15 protein-coding genes and 3 rRNA genes are annotated in these 24,786 nt (G+C 70.2%); 15 read left to right on the forward strand and 3 right to left on the reverse strand.

Annotated elements, in window-relative coordinates; all coding sequences use genetic code 11:
- Nucleotides 1–340: 340 nt before the first annotated feature.
- From chvE to secA, 9 genes are all read left to right on the forward strand, one after another.
- The gene (chvE, locus tag BJ968_RS15440; RefSeq protein WP_179753314.1) at nt 341–1,492 is read left to right on the forward strand and encodes a multiple monosaccharide ABC transporter substrate-binding protein; all 1,152 of its coding nucleotides are present in this window, start codon (nt 341–343) and stop codon (nt 1,490–1,492) included.
- A 119-nt stretch (nt 1,493–1,611) separates the two neighbouring features.
- Nucleotides 1,612–3,252, forward strand: coding sequence for a multiple monosaccharide ABC transporter ATP-binding protein (gene mmsA / locus BJ968_RS15445; RefSeq protein ID WP_246314129.1), 1,641 nt, complete (start codon nt 1,612–1,614; stop codon nt 3,250–3,252).
- Nucleotides 3,249–4,472, forward strand: coding sequence for a multiple monosaccharide ABC transporter permease (gene mmsB, locus BJ968_RS15450; RefSeq protein ID WP_179753316.1), 1,224 nt, complete (start codon nt 3,249–3,251; stop codon nt 4,470–4,472). Before mmsA ends, mmsB begins: the two co-directional genes overlap by 4 nt.
- Nucleotides 4,473–4,584: 112 nt before the next feature.
- A complete protein-coding gene (locus BJ968_RS15455) occupies nt 4,585–5,232 on the forward strand; it encodes a ComF family protein (RefSeq protein WP_179753318.1) in 648 nt (215 codons plus the stop codon).
- A gap of 290 nt (nt 5,233–5,522) precedes the next feature.
- Nucleotides 5,523–6,296, forward strand: coding sequence for a ribosome hibernation-promoting factor, HPF/YfiA family (gene hpf / locus BJ968_RS15460; protein WP_179753320.1), 774 nt, complete (start codon nt 5,523–5,525; stop codon nt 6,294–6,296).
- Nucleotides 6,297–6,454: 158 nt separating this feature from the next.
- Nucleotides 6,455–7,126, forward strand: a complete 672-nt coding sequence (locus BJ968_RS15465) for a response regulator (RefSeq protein WP_179753322.1) — start codon at nt 6,455–6,457, stop codon at nt 7,124–7,126.
- Complete coding sequence (locus BJ968_RS15470; protein WP_179753324.1) at nt 7,126–8,349, forward strand: winged helix-turn-helix domain-containing protein; 1,224 nt, start codon at nt 7,126–7,128, stop codon at nt 8,347–8,349. Before BJ968_RS15465 ends, BJ968_RS15470 begins: the two co-directional genes overlap by 1 nt.
- A 39-nt stretch (nt 8,350–8,388) precedes the next feature.
- Nucleotides 8,389–10,908, forward strand: a complete 2,520-nt coding sequence (locus tag BJ968_RS26765; protein ID WP_179753326.1) for an EAL domain-containing protein — start codon at nt 8,389–8,391, stop codon at nt 10,906–10,908.
- Nucleotides 10,909–10,972: 64 nt separating this feature from the next.
- Entirely contained in the window at nt 10,973–13,663 is a 2,691-nt protein-coding gene (gene secA, locus BJ968_RS15480; protein WP_179753328.1) for a preprotein translocase subunit SecA, read from the forward strand.
- A gap of 10 nt (nt 13,664–13,673) precedes the next feature.
- Here secA and BJ968_RS24810 read toward each other — a convergent pair whose 3' ends face one another.
- Entirely contained in the window at nt 13,674–14,174 is a 501-nt protein-coding gene (locus tag BJ968_RS24810) for an Rv3235 family protein (RefSeq protein ID WP_179753330.1), read from the reverse strand.
- 60 nt (nt 14,175–14,234) lie between these two features.
- Nucleotides 14,235–14,759 (reverse strand): LysM peptidoglycan-binding domain-containing protein, encoded by a 525-nt coding sequence (locus BJ968_RS26770; protein WP_218885085.1) that lies wholly within the window; start codon nt 14,757–14,759, stop codon nt 14,235–14,237.
- Nucleotides 14,760–14,919: 160 nt separating this feature from the next.
- On the opposite strand from BJ968_RS26770, the gene BJ968_RS15495 reads away from it, so the two are divergent.
- Nucleotides 14,920–15,429, forward strand: coding sequence for a hypothetical protein (locus BJ968_RS15495; protein ID WP_179753333.1), 510 nt, complete (start codon nt 14,920–14,922; stop codon nt 15,427–15,429).
- Nucleotides 15,430–15,435: 6 nt separating this feature from the next.
- Here the strand turns inward: BJ968_RS15495 and BJ968_RS15500 are convergent, their stop codons facing one another.
- Entirely contained in the window at nt 15,436–15,657 is a 222-nt protein-coding gene (locus tag BJ968_RS15500; RefSeq protein WP_179753335.1) for a helix-turn-helix domain-containing protein, read from the reverse strand.
- Nucleotides 15,658–15,887: 230 nt separating this feature from the next.
- Here BJ968_RS15500 and BJ968_RS15505 point away from each other — a divergent pair, with 230 nt between their 5' ends.
- The 5 genes from BJ968_RS15505 (at nt 15,888) to rrf (ending at nt 23,841) form a co-directional block, all read left to right on the forward strand.
- Nucleotides 15,888–16,508: a hypothetical protein gene (locus BJ968_RS15505; RefSeq protein WP_179753337.1), complete on the forward strand. Its 621-nt coding sequence runs from the start codon at nt 15,888–15,890 to the stop codon at nt 16,506–16,508.
- The gene (locus BJ968_RS15510) at nt 16,505–17,773 is read left to right on the forward strand and encodes a nucleotide-binding protein (protein WP_179753339.1); all 1,269 of its coding nucleotides are present in this window, start codon (nt 16,505–16,507) and stop codon (nt 17,771–17,773) included. Before BJ968_RS15505 ends, BJ968_RS15510 begins: the two co-directional genes overlap by 4 nt.
- 444 nt (nt 17,774–18,217) lie before the next feature.
- A 16S ribosomal RNA gene (locus BJ968_RS15515) occupies nt 18,218–19,735 on the forward strand.
- A gap of 596 nt (nt 19,736–20,331) precedes the next feature.
- Nucleotides 20,332–23,501: ribosomal RNA gene (locus tag BJ968_RS15520) — 23S ribosomal RNA — on the forward strand.
- Between the two features lie 223 nt (nt 23,502–23,724).
- Nucleotides 23,725–23,841 (forward strand): 5S ribosomal RNA (gene rrf / locus BJ968_RS15525).
- Together the 16S, 23S and 5S rRNA genes form the textbook arrangement of a ribosomal RNA operon.
- The last annotated feature ends 945 nt before the right edge of the window (nt 23,842–24,786 follow it).

Raw genomic sequence — 24,786 nt, forward strand, 5'->3', positions numbered from 1 at the left:
CCGGTACTCACCGCTGAGTGACCGGAGGTGATCGGGGGGTGATCGAGGGGGTGTGAGCGGGGGAGCGGGGGAGTGGTCGTCGACCTCGCGGCTTGCAGAGTAACTCAGGATCGCCGTAGCGGAACCGCCTCCGAAGAGCCTGGGTGCAACCGGGTGACCAGCTTGACGGCCCCGATTGGCAACGCTAACAATGCTGCCATCAGCTCAACCTGCCGGTGGCTGACGGGACGAGGAAGCCCGGTCCCCCGACGGCAGAAAACGCGCCACCACGGCGCACGTCCCCCTCCCCCGCGCCACCAGTGCGCGGGGGTTTCACGAGGTACAGAGGAGTCCCGCCGTGATGAAACGCCGCAGTGCCCTGGCCGCCTTCGGTGCCGGCCTCGCCCTGACCCTCGCCGCCTGCGGCGGCGGCGGTGCGGGCTCGGACACGTCCGGCTCGGGCGGCAGCGAGCCGGCCAACCCGTCGGACATCACCATCGGCGTCGCCATGCCGACCCAGACCTCCGAGCGCTGGATCGCGGACGGGAACAACGTCAAGGCGGGTCTGGAGAAGGCCGGCTACAAGGTCGACCTGCAGTACGCGAACGACGACATCCCGACCCAGTCGCAGCAGATCGACCAGATGATCACCAAGGGTGACAAGCTGCTGATCGTCGCCGCCATCGACGGCACCGCGCTGAGCAGCCAGCTGTCCTCGGCCGCCGCGGCCGGCATCAAGGTCATCTCCTACGACCGCCTCATCCGCGGTTCGAAGGACGTCGACTTCTACGTGTCCTTCGACAACTACAAGGTCGGTGTGCAGCAGGGCACCTCGCTGCTGACCGGCCTGGGCCTGAAGAACGCCGACGGTTCCGAGGGCACCGCCGCGGGCCCGTTCAACGTCGAGCTGTTCGCCGGCTCGCTGGACGACAACAACGCGCAGTTCTTCTGGAACGGCGCCTTCGACACGCTCAAGCCGTACATCGACTCCGGCAAGATCGTCGTCAAGTCCGGCCAGACGAAGATCGACCAGGCCGCCATCCTGCGCTGGCAGCAGGAGACCGCGCAGAAGCGCATGGAGGACCTGCTCACCTCCGCCTACAACGACGGCAGCAAGGTCGACGGCGTGCTGTCGCCCTACGACGGCATCTCCCGCGGCATCATCACCGCCCTGTCGAACGCCGGGTACGGCGGGACGGGCACGAAGATGCCGACCATCACCGGGCAGGACGCCGAGATCGCCTCGGTCAAGCTCATCAACGACGGTGTCCAGTACTCCACCATCTTCAAGGACACCCGCAAGCTCGCCGACGAGGCCGTCACGGCCGCCTCGGCCATGGTCGAGGGCAAGGAGCCCGAGGCCAACGACACCGAGACGTACGACAACGGCGTCAAGGTCGTCCCGTCCTACCTCCTGGAGTCCGAGATCGTGACGAAGGAGAACGTCAAGAGCGCTCTCGTCGACACGGAGTACTACACGCAGGCCGAGGTCGACGCCGGCAAGGCCAGCTGACCCCACCGCCCACCCCGTCCCGGGTCCCACGACCCGGGGCGGGGTTCGCGCGGTCCGGCGCCTCCCCGCGCGGACCCCCCGACACCTCCCCGACCGACACGAGGGACGACGGTTCACCGATGACCGAGAACACCCACACCACGCACTCCGGGCCCGGCGCGGCCGGGAACATCCTGGAGATGCGTTCCATCACCAAGACCTTCCCCGGGGTCAAGGCGCTGTCCGACGTCTCGCTGTCGGTGCGCCGCGGTGAGGTCCACGCGATCTGCGGTGAGAACGGCGCCGGCAAGTCGACCCTCATGAAGGTCCTGTCCGGTGTGTACCCCCACGGGACCTACGAGGGGGAGATCCACTTCGACGGGCAGCTGTCGACGTTCTCCGGCATCGCCGACAGCGAGAAGGTCGGCATCGCCATCATCCACCAGGAACTCGCCCTCGTGCCGTACCTGTCGGTCGCCGAGAACCTGTTCCTGGGCAACGAGATCAAGGGCCGTGGCGGGCTCATCGACTGGAACCGCACCAACGGCGAGGCCTCCAAGCTGCTCGCCCGGGTCGGTCTGGCGGAGAACCCCACGACCCCCATCGGCCAGCTCGGCGTCGGCAAGCAGCAGCTCGTCGAGATCGCCAAGGCCCTCAGCAAGGACGTGCGCCTGCTGATCCTCGACGAGCCGACCGCGGCGCTGAACGACAACGACTCGGCCCACCTGCTCGACCTGCTGCGCCAGCTGCGGGACGAGGGGATGACGAGCATCATCATCTCCCACAAGCTCAACGAGATCGAGGCCATCGCGGACTCGGTGACGATCATCCGCGACGGCCAGACGATCGAGACCCTCGACATGCGCGCCGACGCCGTCACCGAGGACCGCATCATCCGCGGCATGGTCGGTCGCGACCTGGACTCCCGCTACCCCGAGCGCACCTCGAACCCGGGTGAGGAGATCCTGCGGATCGAGGACTGGACCGTCGGGCACGCCTCCCAGGACCGCCTCGTCGTCGACCACGCGTCGCTGAACGTGCGCGCCGGCGAGGTCGTCGGCATCGCCGGCCTCATGGGCGCCGGCCGCACCGAACTGGCGATGAGCGTGTTCGGGCGCAGCTACGGCCGCTTCCTGGGCGGGCAGCTGTACATGCACGGCAAGGCCGTCCAGGCGCGCTCGGTCCGCGAGGCCATCAAGGTCGGCCTCGCCTACGCGACCGAGGACCGCAAGAAGTTCGGTCTGAACCTCATCGACGACATCAAGCGCAACGTCTCGGCCGCTGCCCTCGACAAGCTCGCGACCGGCGGTTTCGTCGACGCGAACGAGGAGATCAAGGTCGCCGAGGACAGCAAGCGGAGCATGAACATCAAGGCTCCCACCGTCAACGCGTTGACGGGCAAGCTGTCCGGCGGCAACCAGCAGAAGGTCGTCCTGTCGAAGTGGATCTACTCCGACCCCGAGGTCCTCATCCTCGACGAGCCGACCCGAGGCATCGACGTCGGCGCCAAGTACGAGATCTACACGATCATCAACCGGCTCGTGGCGGCCGGCAAGGCCGTCATCGTCATCTCCTCCGAACTGCCCGAACTGCTCGGCATCTGCGACCGCATCTACACGCTGTCCGCCGGGCGCATCACGGGTGAGGTGCCGATCGCCGAGGCGTCGCAGGAGTCCCTCATGGTCCTCATGACCAAGGACCGCAGCCTGACGACGTCGCCGGACCCGCACCCCACCACCTCCCCCAGCGAAGAACTCACCCCGCAGGAGCGCACCGCATGAGCGGCAGCACACTGACCAAGGACAAGACCGCGCCGGCTCCCCGGACCGGCAGCGCGAACCCCTTCGTCGCCATCACCCAGAACCTGCGCGAGAGCGGCATCTACATCGCGTTCGTCGTCGTGGTGCTGCTGTTCGCGGTCCTCACCGACGGGCTGTCCCTGAGCCCGGGCAACATCACGAACATCGTCCTGCAGTACTCCTACGTGCTGGTGCTGGCCATCGGCATGCTCATCGTCATCGTGGCCGGTCACATCGACCTGTCCGTGGGGTCGGTGGTCGCCCTCACCGGGGCGGTGTCGGCGCAGCTGGTCATCGGCCAGGGCCAGCCCTGGTACGTCGGCATCCTCGCCGCCCTCGCCGTCGGGCTCGTCATCGGCGCCTGGCAGGGTTTCTGGGTCGCCTTCGTCGGGATCCCCGCGTTCATCGTGACGCTGGCCGGCATGCTGCTGTTCCGCGGTCTGACGTTCTACGTCCTCGACAACGTCTCGCTCTCGCCGTTCCCCGAGCAGTACGGCAAGGTCGCGACCGGCTTCATCAACGGCCTCATGGGCGGCTACGGCTACGACGCCTTCACCCTGTTCGTCGCCGCGCTGGCCGTCGTCGCGTTCGCGGTCACCCAGGTCCGCACCCGCGTCGCGAAGGTCCGCTACCAGCAGGTCGTCGACGCGCTGCCGCTGTTCGTCCTGAAGATCGTCGCGGTGGGCGTCGTCGTCATGGCCTTCGCCTGGCAGCTGGCCCACTCCCGCGGCCTGCCGATCGTCCTGATCATCCTGGCCGTCCTGATCCTGGCCTACTCCACGATCATGAAGTCCTCGGTCTTCGGCCGTCAGGTCTACGCCATCGGCGGGAACCTGGCCGCGGCCCAGCTGTCCGGCGTCAACGTGCGCCGCGTCAACTTCTGGATCTTCGTCAACATGGGCTTCCTGGCGGCCATCGCGGGCGTCATCTTCTCCTCCCGCTCCAACGGGGCCCAGCCCAGCGCCGGCACGAGCTTCGAGCTCGACGCCATCGCCGCCGCCTTCATCGGTGGCGCGGCCGTCACCGGTGGTGTCGGCAAGATCCAGGGCGCGATGATCGGTGGTCTGCTCGTCGGCGTCATCTCCAACGGCATGCAGCTGCTGAACGTCGACCAGTCGCTCCAGCAGGTCATCAAGGGCCTGGTGCTGCTGCTGGCCGTCGCCTTCGACGTCTTCAACAAGCGTCGCGGCGGGGTCCGCTGACCCAGCCCGCTCCCGCGCAGGGCCCGTCCGGAGTCTCCGGGCGGGCCCTGCGCGCGTCCGGGCCTGTGGACGGCGGCGCCGCGCCCCGGCGCCGGTGCCGCAGGGTGGCCCCGTGCCCCCGTCCCCGCGCTCGACCCTGGCCGCCGCCGCGGACCTCGTCTGGCCCGCCCACTGCGCCGGCTGCGCCCGCCCGGGCGCCGCGTGCTGCCCGGCCTGCGCGCCGGCCCTGCGGGCCGGGGCCGGGACGACGCTGACCGACGGCACCCCCGTGCGCGCCTGCGCCCGGCACGCCGGTCCCGCCCGGCAGGTCCTGCTCGCCGTCAAGGAGCGGCAGCGGGCCGAGCTGCGCGGTCACCTGGCCGCGGCCCTGGTCCCCGCCCTGGCCGCCCTGGCCCCCACCGGCCCGGTCCGGCTCGTGCCCGTCCCCACCCGCGCGGCCAGCCGCCGCGCCCGCGGCGGGGACCTCGTCGCCGACCTCGCCGCCCGCACCGCCCGGCTCGCCCGCGCCACCGGCCGCGACGTCGGCGTGGAGCGCTGCCTGCGGCTGGCGCGCCGCGTCCGCGACCAGACCGAGCTCGGTGCCGCCGGCCGGCGCGCCAACGTCGAGGGCGCCTTCGCCCTGCACGGCCCCCCGCCGGCCGGTCCCGTCGTGGTGCTCGACGACGTCGTGACGACCACCGCCACCGCGACCGAGGCCGTGCGGGCGCTGCGGGCCGGGGGAGCGCGGGTGCGGGGCGTGCTGGCCGTGACGCTCGCGTGAGGGGTGCGCGCGGGGATCGGCGGGGATCGGCGGGGGTGCGACACCGCGCCTGTGCACCGCGGGCGCGGCGGGGCTAGCGTTGGTGCATGGCAGCCAGGAACGGTGTCAGTGCGCGTTCCACCCCCGCGGTGTCCACGGTCGGACCCGGCTCCGGGGGCGCGCGTCCCTGCCGTTCCAGCACGCCGGCTCACCGCGGCCTCCCCGCGGGGGTGGTCAGCAGCACGAGGTGAGGGTCCGAGGCAGGTCGGCCCCACGTGCCGGCGCTGCCAGTCGAACGAGGGAGGCATCCCGTGGAAGTTGTGGTCACCGGACGGCACACCGACGTCAAGGAGAGGTTCCGCCGGCACGTCGAGGACAAGCTGGAGAAGGTCAACCAGCTCGCCCCGCGCGCCCAGCGCATCGACGTCGAGGTCTCCCACGAGAGCAACCGGCGCCAGGCCAGCAGTTGCGAGCGCGTCGAGATCACGGTGCGGGACAAGGGTCCCGTGGTGCGCGCCGAGGCGTGCGCCGACGACCCGTACGCCGCGCTCGACCTCGCGACGAACAAGCTCCTGGAGCGGCTGCGACGGGCCCGGGACCGGCGCAAGGTGCACCACGGCCGGCACCGCCCCACGTCCGTGCGCCAGGCCACCGCGGGTCTGTCCGACGAGGTCCTGACCGGGGCCTTCGACCCCGCCCGGCCCCTGGCCGAGCAGGTCGCGGCCGAGACGGACCCGGCCACCGCCGCGCCCACCCCGGCCGTCATGGCGGGCTCCACACCGCCCACCGCCTCGCCCGTGGACCCCTCCGCCGAGGACGCCTCGCCCGTGGTGATCCGCGAGAAGACCCACGACGCCACGCCCATGACCCTGGACCAGGCGCTGTACGAGATGGAGCTCGTCGGGCACGACTTCTACCTCTTCGTCGACGCCACCACCGGCACCCCCAGCGTCGTGTACCGGCGCCGCGGGTGGGACTACGGCGTCATCCACCTGCAGCTGCAGGACGCCGCCCCCGCGGAGGCCGACGGCCACCGCCCGGCCGGTGACGCCCTGACGGCCGTCCTGGGGGCCGTCGCCCGCTGACGTCCGCCCGACCGCCCGACCCGGGCGCCGGTCCCCGCGCGGGGACCGGCGCCCGCTGCGGTCCGTGCCAAGATCGGTCCAGACGCGCACCACGGCCCAGGGGGACCCGCCATGAACCACAGCGACGGCACGGACGACCGGGACGGCCGGGGCGCGGCGTGAGCGAGGCGATCCGCGTCCTCGTCGTCGACGACCACTCCCTGTTCCGCCGCGGCCTGCAGATGGTCCTGTCCACCGAGGACGACATCGACGTCGTCGGGGAGGCCCCCGACGGCGCCGCGGCGCTCGAGCGCGTCGAGGAGCTGCTGCCCGACGTCGTCCTCATGGACGTCTGGATGCCGCGCCGCTCCGGCATCGACGCCTGCGCGCAGATCAAGGCCGTCGCCCCCTCCACGAAGATCCTCATGCTGACCTCCTCGGAGGAGGAGGACGACCTGTTCGGCGCCGTCCGGGCCGGCGCCAACGGCTACCTGCTCAAGGACGTGCCCGCCGAGGAGGTCGCCGACGCCATCCGCGCCGTGATGACCGGGCAGTCCCTCATCACGCCCAAGATGGCCGGCCTCCTGCTGGGGGAGTTCAACGCCATGCGCCGGCGCGACGAGGAGCGCAACCTCGCCGTGCCCGGCACCCCCCGGCTCTCACCGCGCGAGCTGGAGGTCCTGCGGCTGCTGGCCCGCGGCATGGCCAACCGCGAGATCGCCGGGACCCTGTCCATCAGCGAGAACACCGTCAAGAACCACGTCCGCAACATCCTGGAGAAGCTGCAGCTGCACTCGCGCATGGAGGCCGTCGTCTACGCCGTGCGGGAGAAGATCGTCGAGCTGTCCTGATGGAGGAGATCACCGCCCGGACCGCCCGCCGCGCGGCGCTCGCGGCCCAGGGGTTCAGCCGCCGCCCGCCCGCCGCGGTGTCCGCCGCCCACGTCGCCCGGGTCGCCGAACGGCTCGGCGTCGTGCAGATCGACAGCGTCAACGTGCTGTGCCGCAGCCACTACCTGCCCTTCTTCTCCCGGCTGGGCCCCTACGACACCGCCCTGGTCGACCGGGCCGCGCACCGCGCCCCGCGCAAGCTCGTGGAGTACTGGGCGCACGAGGCCAGCTACGTCCCGGTGGCCACCCACCGGCTGCTGCGCTGGCGGATGGACCGCGCCGCCGACGACGCCTGGGGCGGGGTCCGCGCCGTGGCCGCCGAGCGGCCCGACCTGCTCGAGGCCGTCGAGGGGTTCGTCGCCGCGCACGGGCCCGTCACCGCCCGCGAGGTCGAGGCGGCGCTGGCCCCGGGCGCGCTGCGCCGCACCGACCACTGGGGCTGGAACTGGTCGGACGTGAAGAAGGCCTGCGAGCACCTCTTCTTCGCCGGGCGGCTGTCCGCCGCGGCCCGCACCCCGCAGTTCGAGCGCCGCTACGACCTCACCGAGCGCGTCCTGCCGCCCGCGGTCCGGGACCTGCCCGTGCCCGCCGTCGACGACGCCGTCCGCGAGCTCGTCCGCACCGCCGCCCGCGCCACCGGCGTCGCGACCGGGGCGAGCCTGCGGGACTACTTCCGGCTCAAGCCCGCTCCCGCGCGGCGGGCCGTGGCCGAGCTCGTCGAGGCCGGTGAGCTCGAGCCCGTCCGCGTCCGCGGCTGGGCCGCGCACCGGCCCGCCTACCGCTGGGCGGGCACCCCGGCCCCCCGGGTGCGGGCCCGGGCGCTGCTCAGCCCCTTCGACCCGCTGATCTGGCACCGCGAGCGCACCGCGGAGCTCTTCGGCGTCACCGTGCGGCTGGAGTTCTACGTGCCGCGCGACCAGCGCGTCCACGGCTACTACGTGACCCCCTTCCTGCTCGGTGAGGACATCGTCGCCCGCGTCGACCTGAAGTCCGACCGCACTGCCCGCGCCCTGCGGGTGGAGTCGGCCTGGGCCGAGCCCGGCGCCCCCGGGGAGACCGCCGAGGAGCTCGCCGCGGCCCTGCGCAGCGCCGCCGGCTGGCTCGGCCTCGACGACGTCGTGGTCGCCGGGGTGGGCGACCTCGCCGGTGCCCTCGCGAACGCCGTCGCCCGAACGGGTCACTGACGCCTCAACACCCCCCGCGCACCCGCCGAAGCTCACGAGGTGGACGTCGCAGCTCTCTCGCCCGACCAGGTCGGGCCCGCCAGCCAGCTCCTCGAGCACGTCCTCCTCGCGCTGGGCGCCGGCACCACCGAGCGCGACGTCCTCGCCGGGGCCGCCGCCCTGGTGGCCGACCTCGTCGACGCCGACGTCGCCGCCGTCTGCGAGGGCGCCCACGTCCACGGTGGCGTCGGCCTGGGCCAGCGGTTCCTGCCCGAGCGCGGCCTGGCCCGCGTCGTGCGCGACGGCGGCGGCTCCTTCGCCGTCCCCGGCCTGGGCCGGGTGCGCACCACCGTCGTGGAGGTCCCCGGGCTCGCCGGCGTCCACGTCGTCGTGGGCCGCGCCGAGGACAGCCCCGAGCACGAGGGGACCGAGGACGCCGTCCGGCTCGTCGCCCGCGCCCTGGGGCTGGTCGTCCTGAGCCGGCACGGCCGCGAGCGCGAGCGCTGGCACCGCCAGCAGGGCGCCCGCGGGGCGGCGGAGCGCACCCGGCTGCAGCAGGCGCTGCGCCAGCGCGAGCAGGTCCTCACGACGTCGGTCCGGTTCCAGCGCGCCGTCTCCAGCCGCCGCCCGCTGCCGGAGCTGCTCGTCCAGATCGCCACCAGCTCCTCCGAGCTCATGGACGACCGCGCCGTCTCCCTCGTGCTGGCCGACCCCCGCTCGCAGATGCGGATGCGTGTCGTGGCCGCCGTCGGGGAACCCGCCCTGGACCACGCGCTGGCCCTGGCCGCCGCCGAGGGCCTGGGCGGTTTCGGCGTCGCCGTCGGCGACCAGAGCACCCCGGCCGCGGCCGCCGTCCACATCAACGGCCGCAGCGTCGGCGCCCTCGTCCTGGACACCTCCGGCAGCGGGCCGCTGGACCCCGTGGGCGCCACCGTGCTGCGCGCCTTCGCCGAGCACGCCAGCATGGCGCTCAGCCACGCCGACACCGTGCGCGCCGTCGAGGCCGCCAGCTCCGACTCCCTGACGAGCCTGCCCAACCGGGCGACGCTGCTGCGCCAGCTGGAGGTCGCCCTGCGCGTGACCGAGTCCGACGGGCTGGGCACGGCCGTCCTGTTCGTCGACCTCAACGGGTTCAAGCAGGTCAACGACACCCTCGGGCACGCCGCCGGTGACGAGATCCTGTCCCGCGTGGCCCGCCGGCTGCGCCGCTGCCTGCGCGGGGACGACGTCGCGGCCCGCCTGGGCGGCGACGAGTTCGCCCTCGTCGTGCGCGACGTCGAACCCGAGCGCGCCGCCCAGCGCATCGCCGCGCGCGTCCAGGCCGATCTCACCCTGCCCTTCGACACCCACGGCACGACCGTGCGCGTCGGCGCCAGCATCGGCATCGCCGTCGCGGCCGACGGCGTGGGGGCCGCCGAGCTGCTGCGCCGCGCCGACAGCGCCATGTACATGGCCAAGGCCCGCTCGCACGCCGCCGGCCCGGACGTCGCCACCGGGGTCGTGCCCGGCGGTGTCGTCGTCTTCGAGGCCGACATGCACGACGCCGACCAGCTGCGCCGCCAGCTCGAGCACGACCTGCTGCGCGCCGTGCACGACGACGAGTTCGAGCTGGCCTACCAGCCGATCGTCCGCCTGGCCGACGGCGCGGTCGTCGGCGTCGAGGCGCTGCTGCGCTGGCGGCACCGCACCCGCGGCCTGCTCGAACCGGGCGCGTTCCTGGCCGGCGCCGAGCGGTCCCCGGCCGTGGAGGAGCTGTGGCGCTGGGTGCTGCGCACGGCCTGCGCCCAGGCCGCGGCCTGGCGCGAGCGCGTTCCGGACCTGTCGGTGACCGTCAACCTGTCCGCCGCCCACGTCATGGCGCGCGGGGCCAGCGACGACGTCCGCGCCGCCCTGGCCGCCGCCGCGCTCGACCCCGCCGCCCTGGTCCTGGACGTCCCCGCCGACCTGCTGGGGGAGGACCCCGACCTGCTCACCGCGCGGTTGCGGACGCTGCGCGCCACCGGGGCCCGCATCCTGCTGGACGACTTCGCGACCCTGGACCCGGCCCGGGGCGGGGTGCTGGTCAACCACTCGCTGGCCCCGCTGCGGCAGCTGCCCGTCGACGGCGTGAAGCTGGACCGCACCCTCGTGGGCGAGATCGACGGGCCCGAGGGGGTCGACGCCCTCGCGGCCGTCCGCGTGCTGTGCGAGCTGGGGGCCGCCCTGGACCTGGGCGTGGTCGCCGAGGGCGTCGAGCGCACCGAGCAGGTCGTGCTGCTCACCGAGGCCGGGTGCGCCGTCGCCCAGGGCGTCCTGCTCGGCGTCCCGCGCTCGGTGGCCGAGCTGGGCCCGGAGCTGGGGGCCGGCGAGCTCGGGCCGGTGGAGCCGCGGGCGGCCGCCCCGGCGCTCGCGGACCTCGTCGACCTCGCCGGCGACGCCGAGGCGGCGGCCGGGACGATCCCGCTGGACGCCGCCGAGGTCCGCGCCGGGGAGGGCACGGTCGTGGTGCCCTCGCGCCGGGTCCCCGGGCCGCCGGTGCCGGTGCCGATCAGCGGGGTGCGGCCCGACGACCTGCGGCGCATGCTCGACCGGTCGCGCTGAGCGCCCTCCCGTCAGCTGACCGTCACGACACCATCACGTGGTGTTGCGCCGGTAGAGTGAAGGGGTGCCAGCGATCGTCGAAAAGGTCCTCCGCGCCGGCGAGGGCCGCGTCGTCAAGCGTCTGCACCGCATCGCGGAGCAGGTCAACGCCCTCGAACCCGACTTCGAGGGGATGAGCGACGCGGAGCTGCGGGGCGAGACCGACCGCTTCAAGGAGCGTCTCGCTGGGGGCGAGACGCTCGACGACCTGCTCCCGGAGGCCTTCGCCGTCGTCCGCGAGGCGGCCCGGCGCACCCTGGGTCAGCGGCACTTCGACGTCCAGCTCATGGGCGGCGCGGCGCTGCACCAGGGCAACATCGCCGAGATGCGCACCGGTGAGGGCAAGACCCTCGTCGCGACGCTGCCCGCGTACCTCAACGCCCTGACCGGCAAGGGCGTGCACGTCATCACGGTCAACGACTTCCTCGCCGAGTACCAGTCCGACCTCATGGGCCGCGTCTACCGGTTCCTGGGCCTGACCAGCTCGTGCATCCTGTCCCGGATGCGCCCGGAGGAGCGGCGCGAGGCCTACGCGGCCGACATCACGTACGGCACCAACAACGAGTTCGGCTTCGACTACCTGCGCGACAACATGGCGTGGAACGTCGCCGAGATGGTCCAGCGCGGCCACCACTTCGCCATCATCGACGAGGTCGACTCCATCCTCATCGACGAGGCCCGCACGCCGCTGATCATCTCCGGCCCCTCGGACGCGCCGACGAAGTGGTACACCGAGTTCGCCAAGATCGTGCGCCGGCTGAAGGTCGACGTCGACTACGAGGTGGACGAGAAGAAGCGCACCATCGGCATCCTCGAGGCCGGCATCGAGAAGGTCGAGGACCTGCTCGGCATCGACAACCTCTACGAGAGCGTGAACACCCCGCTCATCGGCTTCCTCAACAACGCCGTGAAGGCCAAGGAGCTGTTCAAGCGCGACAAGGACTACGTCGTGTCGCCGAACGGCGAGGTCCTCATCGTCGACGAGCACACCGGCCGCATCCTCGCCGGCCGCCGCTACAACGAGGGCATGCACCAGGCCATCGAGGCCAAGGAGGGCGTGCCCATCCAGAACGAGAACCAGACGCTGGCGACGATCACGCTGCAGAACTTCTTCCGCATGTACGACAAGCTCGCGGGCATGACCGGCACGGCCATGACCGAGGCCGCGGAGTTCCACCAGACGTACAAGCTCGGCGTCGTCCCGATCCCCACCAACCGCCCCGCGGTCCGCGTGGACCAGCCCGACCTCGTCTACAAGAACGAGCAGGCCAAGTTCGCCGCCGTCGTGGAGGACATCGCCGAGCACCACGCGACGGGCCAGCCGGTCCTGGTGGGCACGACGAGCGTCGAGAAGAGCGAGTACCTCTCGAAGCTGCTGACCGAGGCGGGCGTTGAGCACACCGTCCTGAACGCCAAGCAGCACGAGCGCGAGGCGTCGATCGTGGCCCAGGCCGGGCGCAAGGGCGCCGTCACGGTCGCCACCAACATGGCCGGCCGCGGGACGGACATCATGCTCGGCGGCAACGCCGAGTTCCTGGCCGTGGCGGCCATGAAGGACAAGGGCCTGGACCCCGACGAGGCGCCCGAGGCGTACGAGGCGGCCTGGCCCGAGGTCCTGGAGCAGGCCAACGCCTCGGTGAAGGCCGAGCACGACGAGGTCCGCGACCTCGGCGGCCTGTACGTGCTGGGCACCGAGCGCCACGAGTCGCGGCGCATCGACAACCAGCTGCGCGGCCGCTCGGGGCGGCAGGGCGACCCGGGGGAGTCCCGGTTCTACCTGTCGCTGACCGACGACCTCATGCGGCTGTTCAACGCGGCGCTGGTGGAGAGCTTCCTGACCCGCACGGGCATCCCCGAGGACGTCCCCATCGAGTCCAAGATGGTCTCGCGCGCGATCCAGAGCGCCCAGGGGCAGGTCGAGGGCCGCAACTTCGAGATCCGCAAGAACGTCCTGAAGTACGACGACGTCCTGAACCGCCAGCGCGAGGTCATCTACGCCGAGCGCCGCAAGGTGCTCGAGGGCGAGGACCTGCACGTGCAGATCCGGCACTTCATCGACGACGTCGTCACGGCGTACGTCTCCGAGGCCACCTCGCGCGGTTTCGGCGAGGACTGGGACCTCGACGAGCTGTTCTCCGCCCTGCGCAGCCTGTACCCGGTCTCGATCACCCCCGACGAGGTCGTCGAGGCCGCCGGCGGCCGCGGCAACCTCACCGTGGAGCGGCTCCTGGAGGAGCTGCGCGGGGACGCCCAGGCCTGCTACGACGCCCGCGAGGAGCAGCTCGGCGAGTCCGTGGTCCGCGACCTCGAACGGCGCGTCGTGCTCTCGGTCCTGGACCGCAAGTGGCGCGAGCACCTCTACGAGATGGACTACCTGCAGGAGGGCATCGGCCTGCGGGCGATGGCCCAGCGCGACCCGCTCGTCGAGTACCAGCGCGAGGGCTACCAGCTGTTCGGGGCGATGACCGACGCCATCAAGGAGGAGTCGGTCGGGTACCTGTTCTCCCTGGAGGTCCAGCCCGCCGCGCAGGCCGGGGTGGCGGCGGCCACGCCGGGCTTCGGGGCGCCGCCGGTGCGCCAGCAGCTGCAGTACTCCGCCCCGACCGCCGAGGGCGACGTCGAGGTCCACGCGGGCGACGCGTCGGCGACGGAGGCCGCCACCGGCAACCGCGCCCAGCGCCGCGCCGCCGAGCGTTCGGCGCGCGCGGAGGACTGAGCCCGCGGGCTCAGCCGAGCTCGAGGGCGGTGACCCGCCAGCGCTCCCCGGAGCGGTCGGTGCAGCGCTCCACGCGCAGCGCCGCCGCCCGGACGCGGTCGGTGTCCCGCAGCACGGCCCCGACCTCGGCGACGCCGTCGCCGGGGAAGGACACCCGCAGGGTCGTGACGTGCGCGGCCCGCACCGCGGTGCCCGCGCGGGTGCGGGCGCGCAGGCGGGCCTGCAGGGCCGCCCGGCGCTGGACGCCGGTGTAGATGTCGGCGCTGGACCAGCGCAGCAGCTGCTGGGGCGGCCGCAGGCCCGTCAGCACCTCCAGCAGCGTCACGAGGTAGCGGCGCGTCCAGAGCGTGACCTCGGGCAGCTCCGCGGGCGGCAGCAGGCGCGTGTCCCGCAGGTCGAGCGCGAACACGCCCTGGTCGGGGTCCGGGGGCGCGAGCACCGGCCCCTCGGGGCCGAAGACGTCCTCGTCGTCGAGGTAGACGGGAAGGCGCGCGGCACCGGTGCTGGACACGGGGGTTCTCCTGGTGGTCTTCGGGGTCTTCGGGGTCTTCGACGGGCTTCGGTGGAGCGGTCAGGACAGGCGCAGGACCTGGCCGGGGACGATCCGGTCGGGGTCGTCGCCGATGACGCCGGCGTTGACGGCGTGGAGCCGCTGCTGCTCGGCGAGCACCTGCGCGGGGTCGGCGCCGGGGCCGCAGCGGCGCTCGGCGATGGACCACAGGCTGTCGCCGCGGTGCACGACGATCTCGCCGCCGGTGGCGGCGGGGGCGCTGCGGGCGGCCCAGCCGGGCTCGACGGGCGCGCTGACGGCCCACCCGACCTCGGGGACGGCGACGGCCGCCCCGCGCTCGGCGGCGTTGGCCGACAGGGCCGCGGAGCCCAGCAGCAGGCCCACGACGACCGCGACGAGCCGGCGCACGACGACGGGGACGCCCGGGGTGAGCCGGACGACGCCTCGGGGGGCCCGCCGCGCGCGCAGCTCGTCGACGACCGCGACGACGACCGCGAGGGCCAGCCACAGGGCGACGAGCGCCGCGGCGGCGGCGCACACCGCGACCACGACGTCCGCCGGGTCCGTCCACGAACGAGTGGGCACGTTGGGTCTCTCCTGGGGCTCTTCGATGTCGTTTGATGCGATTTGGTGTCTCTTGTCTATCGATCCCCTGAGCGCCGAACCAGCGAGACGGCGCTCTTGCGCCCGTTCGGAAGGCACCGCGTGACGTCGCGTCACGAGGGCTGACTCGTACCGTGGTGGGGTGCGCTGGGACGACCTGTTCGACGACCTCGAGGCGCAGGCCGACCACGAGCGGCGTCAGGACCTCGCCGCCGAGGTGGCCGACCGCGTGCGGCGCGAGGAGGCCACCGTCCGGCTCGGGGACCGGGTGCGGGCGGCCGAGGGCCCCGTCACGTTCGTGCTGCCGGACGGGGTGGGCGTCACCGGGACGGTCGCGACGACCGGCCCGGGGTGGTTCCTCGTCGTCGAGGTCGGGTCGGGCCGGCGGGAACTGGTCCACGAGCTCGCCGTGGTGCTGGTGCACGGCGCCCCAGCGCGCAGCGCCGCACCGCTGGGCGAGGTGGCGGCGCGCCGGACGTTCCTGCTGGCCGTGCGCGCGCTGGCGGGGCGGGGCGTGCGGGTGCGCACGAGCGCCGGGTCGTTCACGGGCGTCATCACCCGGGTGGGTGCCGACCACCTCGACCTCGAGGACGACCGGGGCGTGCGGACGGTCCCGTTCGCCGCCGTCTGGACGGTCGGCGAACGCGGCTGACCGGGCTCAGCCGAGCGCGGGGTCCTCGCCGGCGAGGACGATCTCGCGGGTCTGGGCGTACATGCGCTGGATGTAGTCCTCCAGCTCGGTGTCCTCCACGCGCCACTGCCCGCGGCCACCGACCTTGATGGCCCGCAGCTCACCCGTCCGGACCAGGGCGTAGGCCTGGGCCGAGGAGATCGCGAGCGTCTCGGCGACGTCCGCGAGGGGGAGGAATCGGGCTGCCACGGTGGTTCTCCTGCCCGGTCGAGGTGGGGGTGCCCGCATCCTGCCACGCCCGTCACCCGTCCGGACCGGCCGATCGGGTGGCCTGTGGACAACTTCCGCACAGGGTTCCCGGTCGCCCTCACCATGGGCGACGACCACGGACCAGGACGACCATCGGAGGACGGGTGCGGACAGCGGTGCGGCCGGTGCACGGGCGGGACACCACCGGAGCGGACCCGCGGGCCCGGCGCGTGAGCGCGCCGTCGTGGCGGGACCCCCGGCTCCTCGTCGGCCTGCTCCTGGTGCTGGTCAGCGTCGTCGTGGGCGCCACCGTCGTCGGGCGGGCCCGCGACACCACCGGGGTGTGGGCGCTGACCCGCCCCGTGGGGGCGGGCCGGTCGATCACCACCGAGGACCTGCGCGTCGTCCAGGTGCACCTCGACCCGGCGACGCTGGCCGGCTACGTCCCGGCCGGCACGGACCCCTCGCGCGGTGCGGTCGCCCTGCGGGGGCTGGCCGCCGGGGAGCTCCTGCCGGTGGGCGCGCTGGGGCGGGTGGGCGACCTCACCTCCCGGCCCGTGACGGTCCCGGTCGAGGGGAACGTGCCCCAGGGCGTCGCCGTGGGTGCGCTCGTCGACGTCTGGGTCGTCCCGGCGGCCCCGGTGGCGGGCCAGGAGGCGGTGCCGGCACCCGAGCGGCTCGTGGAGGCGGCGGAGGTCTCGGCGGTCGACGACGGCGGTGGGGCCCTGAGCTCGCGCGGTGGCGCCGACGTGCAGGTCGTGGTGCCCCAGGGCGCGCTCCCGGCCGTCCTGCGGGCGGTCTCGGACGACGACGACCTCGTCCTCGTGCCCGTCCCGGGTGGTGGGGCGTGACGCTGCCGGTCGCCGTCGCCATCCCGGGCGCGGGCGAGGCGCGGTTGCTCACCGGGTGGGAGCCGCTGCGGCGCGAGCTGGTCGTCGTGCGGCGCTGCGCCGACGTCGCCGACGTCCTGGCCGTCGCCGCCGCGGGTCTCGTGCGCGCGGTGGTTCTCGGCGCCGACCTGCCCGGCTGCGACACCGAGACGGTCGGGACCCTGCGGCGCCACCGGACCGGGCTTGTCGTCCTCCTGCCGCCCGGTGCGGCCGGCGAGCAGGAGGAGCGCCGCTGGCGCGCCCTGGGCGCGACCCGCTTCGCGGTGGCGGACGCCGCCCCCGCGGACCTGGCCCGCCAGGTGGCGCTCAGCGTCTCGCCCGACCCGCGGGAACCGGCCGCGGTCGACGTCGCCGCGGACGCGGAGGCGACGTGGACGGGTGCCCCCGGTCGCGTGGTGGCGGTGTGGGGACCGCACGGGTCGTGCGGCCGGACGACGATCGCGACGAACCTGGCCGCGGAGTTCGCCGCGGCGGGTGAGCGGGCGCTGCTGGTCGACGCCGACACCCGCGGCGCCTCGGTCGCGCAGGCGCTGGGCGTGCTGGACGAGGCCCCCTCCCTGCTGGCCGCGGTGCGCGCGGCCGCCGAGGGTCGCCTCGACGTCGCCGGCCTGGTGCGCCGGACGACGACCGTGGCCGACGGGCTGGGTCTGCTCAGCGGGTCGGGAGACCCGTCGCGCTGGAGCGAGGTCCGCCCCGCCGCGCTGCGGCGGACCCTGGAGGTCGCCGCCGCGGGGCACGACTGGACGATCGTCGACGTGCCGGGCGGGTGCGACGACCTGCCGCTGGAGTCCGGTCGCGACGCGGTCCTGGCGACCGTGCTGGACGTGGCCGACGTGGTGCTGGTCGTGGGCGCCGCGGACCCCGTCGGGCTGCAGCGCCTGGTCCGGACGTGGGGGACGCTGCCCGAGGTGGCACCGGACGCGGTCGTCGTGCCGGTGGTCAACCGCGTCCGTCCCGGCGCCGTCGGCAACCCCCCGGTGCGGCGGATCACCGCGCTGCTGCGGCGCACCGCCGGCATCGAGGACGTGGTCACCGTGCCGCACGACGACGCGGCGGACGCCGCGCTGCTGGCCGGGCGCACGCTCGCCGAGCACGCCGGCCGCTCGGTGGTGCGCCGGGCGGTGCGGGACCTGGCGGTGCGGCTCGAGGCGCTCGTGGACGCGCCGGCCACCCCGCCGGAGGACGAGCTGACCTCGGGATTTGACCCGCTGCTGGCCCGCAGTTAACGTAGTTGTCACACCCCAGCGGGGAGGAACGGACGGGCGACCGGCCGGTTCCCGCAGGAGGTGGAACCACTCGGAACTTCTCGGTGCGATCGGCTCAGCTGAGCTGACGGGCCGCCGATGGAGACTGAGTGTCCTGACCGGGCCGATGAGTCCGGTAAGCTGGACGAAGTCCGCAGACAAGAAGCCGTGAAAACGGCGGAAAGTCGTGCGTCCGGTTCTTGAGAACTCAACAGTGTGCCATAAATGTTGATGCCAATGCATTAACCCCCAATGGTCTCTGCTCCTGTGTGGGTGGGGATCGGGGATTCCTTTGGGATTGACCTCCGCCTCTTTCACGCCAGTGGGGGGTGGAGTTTCGAGTCCAAGGGTCGACTATGAAGTGAAATGATCTACGTGGCTGCTTGGCTGGTCTTCGGGCCGGTTTGGGTGGTTGCGGATGGTTTTTCGACGGAGAGTTTGATCCTGGCTCAGGACGAACGCTGGCGGCGTGCTTAACACATGCAAGTCGAACGGTGAACCCCTTCGGGGGGGATCAGTGGCGAACGGGTGAGTAACACGTGAGCAACCTGCCCCTGGCTCTGGGACAACCACTGGAAACGGTGGCTAATACCGGATACGACCTGCCTCGGCATCGAGTGCGGGTGGAAAGTTTTTCGGCTGGGGATGGGCTCGCGGCCTATCAGCTTGTTGGTGGGGTAATGGCCTACCAAGGCGACGACGGGTAGCCGGCCTGAGAGGGCGACCGGCCACACTGGGACTGAGACACGGCCCAGACTCCTACGGGAGGCAGCAGTGGGGAATATTGCACAATGGGCGAAAGCCTGATGCAGCGACGCCGCGTGAGGGATGACGGCCTTCGGGTTGTAAACCTCTTTCAGCTCCGAAGAAGCGCAAGTGACGGTAGGAGCAGAAGAAGCACCGGCTAACTACGTGCCAGCAGCCGCGGTAATACGTAGGGTGCAAGCGTTGTCCGGAATTATTGGGCGTAAAGAGCTCGTAGGCGGTGTGTCGCGTCTGCTGTGAAAACTCAGGGCTCAACTCTGAGCTTGCAGTGGGTACGGGCACACTTGAGTGCTGTAGGGGAGACTGGAATTCCTGGTGTAGCGGTGAAATGCGCAGATATCAGGAGGAACACCGGTGGCGAAGGCGGGTCTCTGGGCAGTTACTGACGCTGAGGAGCGAAAGCATGGGGAGCGAACAGGATTAGATACCCTGGTAGTCCATGCCGTAAACGTTGGGCGCTAGGTGTGGGGTCCATTCCACGGATTCCGTGCCGCAGCTAACGCATTAAGCGCCCCGCCTGGGGAGTACGGCCGCAAGGCTAAAACTCAAAGGAATTGACGGGGGCCCGCACAAGCGGCGGAGCATGCGGATTAATTCGATGCAACGCGAAGAACCTTACCAAGGCTTGACATGCGCGGTGGAATCCCAGAGATGGGGTGTCATTTAGTTGGTCGCGTACAGGTGGTGCATGGTTGTCGTCAGCTCGTGTCGTGAGATGTTGGGTTAAGTCCCGCAACGAGCGCAACCCTCGTTCCATGTTGCCAGCACTTCGGGTGGGGACTCATGGGAGACTGCCGGGGTCAACTCGGAGGAAGGTGGGGATGACGTCAAATCATCATGCCCCTTATGTCTTGGGCTTCACGCATGCTACAATGGCCAGTACAGAGGGCTGCGATACCGTGAGGTGGAGCGAATCCCAAAAAGCTGGTCTCAGTTCGGATCGGGGTCTGCAACTCGACCCCGTGAAGTCGGAGTCGCTAGTAATCGCAGATCAGCAACGCTGCGGTGAATACGTTCCCGGGCCTTGTACACACCGCCCGTCACGTCATGAAAGTCGGTAACACCCGAAGCCGGTGGCCCAACCCGTCAGGGGGGGAGCTGTCGAAGGTGGGACTGGCGATTGGGACGAAGTCGTAACAAGGTAGCCGTACCGGAAGGTGCGGCTGGATCACCTCCTTTCTAAGGAGCATCAACCACACTCGCAGTACTTCACGCCGGCGTCGTCCGGGGTGGGGGCGGGTGTGGGTGGACCAGTTTCAGCCGGCATGTGTTCGGCGGCTGGTGCTCGAGGGTGGAACATCAACACGGTGCTCATCGACGCTTTCTCGTCTCAGTACTCCAGCTCGCTGGATGGAACGGATCGGGGAATCGAAGGGGGCACCTGGCGCACTGTTGGGTCCTGAGGGACCGGCCGGCTGAGGCTGCGGGGGGTGACTTCCGTGGTCTTGGTGGTTGGGAACTTGAGGTCTGGGCCTTGCCTGGTTCACAGATCGGTCTGCGTGCAGATGCTGATGTGAGCTGTTGTGGGTGGGGTGTCGGGTTGTCTGTTGAGAACTGCACAGTGGACGCGAACATCTTTTGTAGTGGTGTTCGTCGAGTAGATCCTCTGATCTCAAACCTTTGCTCTGGGGTGACTCGGGGTGGGTTTGAGTGTCTTTGTGGTTTTTATGATTGTTTGCCTCTTGATCTGCGCATCGTTCGTCGCCGTTGGGACTTCGGTTCTGTCATCAGTGCCTTCGTGGTGTTGGTGGGTGTGGTGGTGGGTGGTGTGTGGTGGTCAAGTGTGTAAGGGCGCATGGTGGATGCCTTGGCATCAGGAGCCGATGAAGGACGTGGGAGCCTGCGTTAAGCCTCGGGGAGTTGGCAACCGAACGGTGATCCGAGGATGTCCGAATGGGGGAACCCGGCCGTCGTCATGGGCGGTCACCCGCACCTGAATGTATAGGGTGTGTGGAGGGAACGTGGGGAAGTGAAACATCTCAGTACCCACAGGAAGAGAAAACAACAGTGATTCCGTGAGTAGTGGCGAGCGAAAGCGGATGAGGCTAAACCGTTTCCGTGTGAGACCTGGTAGGGGTTGCGGTGGCGGGGTTGTGGGAGTGTTTCGGAGCCGGCTACCACCGGTTCGGGGAGTGAGAAAGTCGTGGTGTAGCCGAAGGGCCTGGGATGGTCCGGCGTAGTGGGTGAGACCCCCGTAGGTGAAACATCGCGGCCTCCCTGGGAGCGCCTCCCGAGTAGCACGGGGCTCGTGGAATCTCGTGTGAATCTGCCAGGACCACCTGGTAAGCCTAAATACTTCCTGATGACCGATAGCGGACAAGTACCGTGAGGGAATGGTGAAAAGCACCCCGGGAGGGGAGTGAAATAGTACCTGAAACCGTGTGCCTACAATCCGTCGGAGCAGGCTTGTACCTGTGACGGCGTGCCTTTTGAAGAATGAGCCTGCGAGTTAGTGGTGCGTGGCGAGGTTAACCCGGGTGGGGTAGCCGTAGCGAAAGCGAGTCCGAAGAGGGCGTTCTTAGTCGCGTGCTCTAGACCCGAAGCGGAGTGATCTACCCATGGCCAGGTTGAAGCGCGGGTAAGACCGCGTGGAGGACCGAACCCACCAGGGTTGAAAACCTGGGGGATGAGCTGTGGGTAGGGGTGAAAGGCCAATCAAACTCCGTGATAGCTGGTTCTCCCCGAAATGCATTTAGGTGCAGCGTCGCGTGTTTCTTGCCGGAGGTAGAGCTACTGGATGGCCGATGGGCCCCACCGGGTTACTGACGTCAGCCAAACTCCGAATGCCGGTAAGTGAGAGCGTGGCAGTGAGACTGCGGGGGATAAGCTTCGTAGTCGAGAGGGAAACAGCCCAGATCATCAGCTAAGGCCCCTAAGCGTGTGCTAAGTGGGAAAGGATGTGGAGTTGCGCAGACAACCAGGAGGTTGGCTTAGAAGCAGCCACCCTTGAAAGAGTGCGTAATAGCTCACTGGTCAAGTGATTCCGCGCCGACAATGTAGCGGGGCTCAAGTACACCGCCGAAGCTGTGGCACTCACATGTGAACCCCTCCAGTACGGATGACGGCATGTCTTCGGATGTGTGGTCTGGCCGGCTGGGGCAGGTGTGTGGGTGGGTAGGGGAGCGTCGTGTGTGGGGTGAAGCAGGGGGGTGACCCGTTGTGGACTGCACGCGAGTGAGAATGCAGGCATGAGTAGCGAATGACGGGTGAGAACCCCGTCCGCCGATTGACCAAGGGTTCCAGGGCCAGGTTCATCCGCCCTGGGTAAGTCGGGACCTAAGGCGAGGCCGACAGGCGTAGTCGATGGACAACGGGTTGATATTCCCGTACCGGTGTAGAACCGTCCATGGCGAGGCCGGGGATGCTAAGCACCCAAAGCCCCTCGTTGCCTTCGGGCGCGGGTGGGTGGAGCGTGTGGCCCGATCCGGTAGTAGTCAAGCGTATTAACAGGGGTGACGCAGGAGGGTAGCTTCCGCGTGGCGATGGTTGTCCACGTCCAAGGGTGTAGGGCGAGGTGTTGGCAAATCCGCACCTCTGACTTTGATGTCGGGCCTGAGACCTGATGGTGACCCCGTAGGGGGGAAGTAGGGTGATCCCATGCTGTCTAGAAAAGCCTCGGCGCGAGGTTCGAGCCGCCCGTACCCTAAACCGACTCAGGTGGTCAGGTAGAGAATACCGAGGCGTGCGAGTGAATCGTGGTTAAGGAACTCGGCAAAATGCCCCCGTAACTTCGGGAGAAGGGGGGCCTGAGGCGTGAAGTGACTTGCTCACTAGCGTTTGAGGGCCGCAGAGACCAGGGGGAAGCGACTGTTTACTAAAAACACAGGTCCGTGCGAAGTCGTAAGACGATGTATACGGACTGACGCCTGCCCGGTGCTGGAACGTTAAGGGGACCGGTTACCCACTCACGTGGGGACGCTGAGAACTTAAGCGCCAGTAAACGGCGGTGGTAACTATAACCATCCTAAGGTAGCGAAATTCCTTGTCGGGTAAGTTCCGACCTGCACGAATGGCGTAACGACTTCCCTGCTGTCTCAACCGCGAACTCGGCGAAATTGCACTACGAGTAAAGATGCTCGTTACGCGCAGCAGGACGGAAAGACCCCGGGACCTTCACTATAGCTTGGTATTGGTGTTCGGGACGGCTTGTGTAGGATAGGTGGGAGACTGTGAAGCGCTCACGCTAGTGGGTGTGGAGTCATCGTTGAAATACCACTCTGGTCGTTCTGGATGTCTAACTTCGGTCCGTGATCCGGATCAGGGACAGTGCCTGGTGGGTAGTTTAACTGGGGCGGTTGCCTCCTAAAGAGTAACGGAGGCGCCCAAAGGTTCCCTCAGCCTGGTTGGCAATCAGGTGTTGAGTGTAAGTGCACAAGGGAGCTTGACTGTGAGACAGACATGTCGAGCAGGGACGAAAGTCGGGACTAGTGATCCGGCCGTGGAGTGTGGAATCGCGGTCGCTCAACGGATAAAAGGTACCCCGGGGATAACAGGCTGATCTTGCCCAAGAGTCCATATCGACGGCATGGTTTGGCACCTCGATGTCGGCTCGTCGCATCCTGGGGCTGGAGTAGGTCCCAAGGGTTGGGCTGTTCGCCCATTAAAGCGGTACGCGAGCTGGGTTTAGAACGTCGTGAGACAGTTCGGTCCCTATCCGCTGCGCGCGTTGGAAACTTGAGAAGGGCTGTCCCTAGTACGAGAGGACCGGGACGGACGAACCTCTGGTGTGCCAGTTGTCCTGCCAAGGGCATGGCTGGTTGGCTACGTTCGGAAGGGATAACCGCTGAAGGCATCTAAGCGGGAAGCCTGCTTCGAGATGAGGTTTCCGTGCCCCTTGTGGGGTGGGAGGCTCCCTGGAGATGACGGGGTTGATAGGCCGGGTGTGGAAGCAACGACTAGCGAGTTGTGGAGCTGACCGGTACTAATAAGCCGATCACTTGTCTACCACGCACCAGCCACCATCAGGGCCAGTCGTAAGGATTGGTGTGGTGGGTGATGGTGTGGGTGGAGAGTGCAAACAATCTTGATGCTTTGATGAGCAGTTGCTGCTTGAGTGTTCGCGTCCATTGTGTGGTTCTCGGGAGAGAACCCGCCCACCGCCACTCGTGGTGCATGCGCAGGCGTGCTCGTGTGTGGTGGTGGGGTGGTTTGGATCCTGGCCTGTGTGGTCCGGTGGTCATAGCGGTGGGGAAACGCCCGGTCTCATTCCGAACCCGGAAGCTAAGCCCACCAGCGCCGATGGTACTGCTCGGGAGACTGGGTGGGAGAGTAGGTCACCGCCGGCCACTCACCTTTGGTGAGAAGCGTGTGGGGAGCCGCCCGATCAGGGCCGCTCCCCACACGTATTTGTGCCACCTCCGTGGGAGGATGGACTGCTCGCCGAGCGAGCTCAACGTGAACAGTGACGAGGACAACCGCGTTCAGCGCGGCGGGTGGGAGATCGACATGGCAGAACACGGTGCTCGTGGTCGCGGCGAGGACGATCGCCGCTCGAACCGCCCCCAGTCGTCTCGCGGGGGGAGCAGCGGCTCCCGTTCGACGGGTCCTCGTCGTTCGTCGTCCTCCGACGACCAGCGTCCGAGCCGTTCCGTGCGGGACGGGGCGCGCTACGGCGACCGGCCGCAGCGCGGCACCTCCCGCGACGACCGCCCCGCGCGCGACGACCGTCCGCGCCGCGACGGCGACCGGCCCTTCCGCAACGACCGTGGGCCGCAGGGTGACCGTCCCCAGCGCAGCGGCTCCCGGTTCGACCGGCCGTCGCGCGACGACCGGGCTCCCCGTGACGACCGCGGACCGCAGCGCGGTGGCTCCTCCTTCGATCGACCCGCCCGCGACGACCGTCCGCGTCGTGACGGTGACCGGCCCTGGCGCGCCGAAGGTCCGCGCTACGGGGACCGCCCGCACCGCGAGGACCGCCCTCGTCGGGACGGCGACCGTCCGTTCCGCGACGACCGCGGGACCGGCAGCGACCGCCCGCAGCGCAACGGGTTCCGGAGCGACCGTCCCGCCGGCGGCGACCGTCCCTCCCGCGACGACCGCTCTTTCCGCGACGACCGCGGGGCCCGGGGCGAGCGCGACCGTCCGCAGCGCGGCGACTCCCGGTCCGACCGGCCTCGTCGTGACGGTGACCGTCCCTTCCGCGAGGACCGGGGCGCCCGGGGCGAGCGGCCGCAGCGCACCGGGTTCCGGAGCGACCGCCCCGCGCGTGACGACCGTCCGCGCCGCGACGG

Origin of the sequence: Kineococcus aurantiacus (assembly GCF_013409345.1) — a bacterium.
GTDB classification, from domain to species: Bacteria; Actinomycetota; Actinomycetes; order Actinomycetales; family Kineococcaceae; genus Kineococcus; species Kineococcus aurantiacus.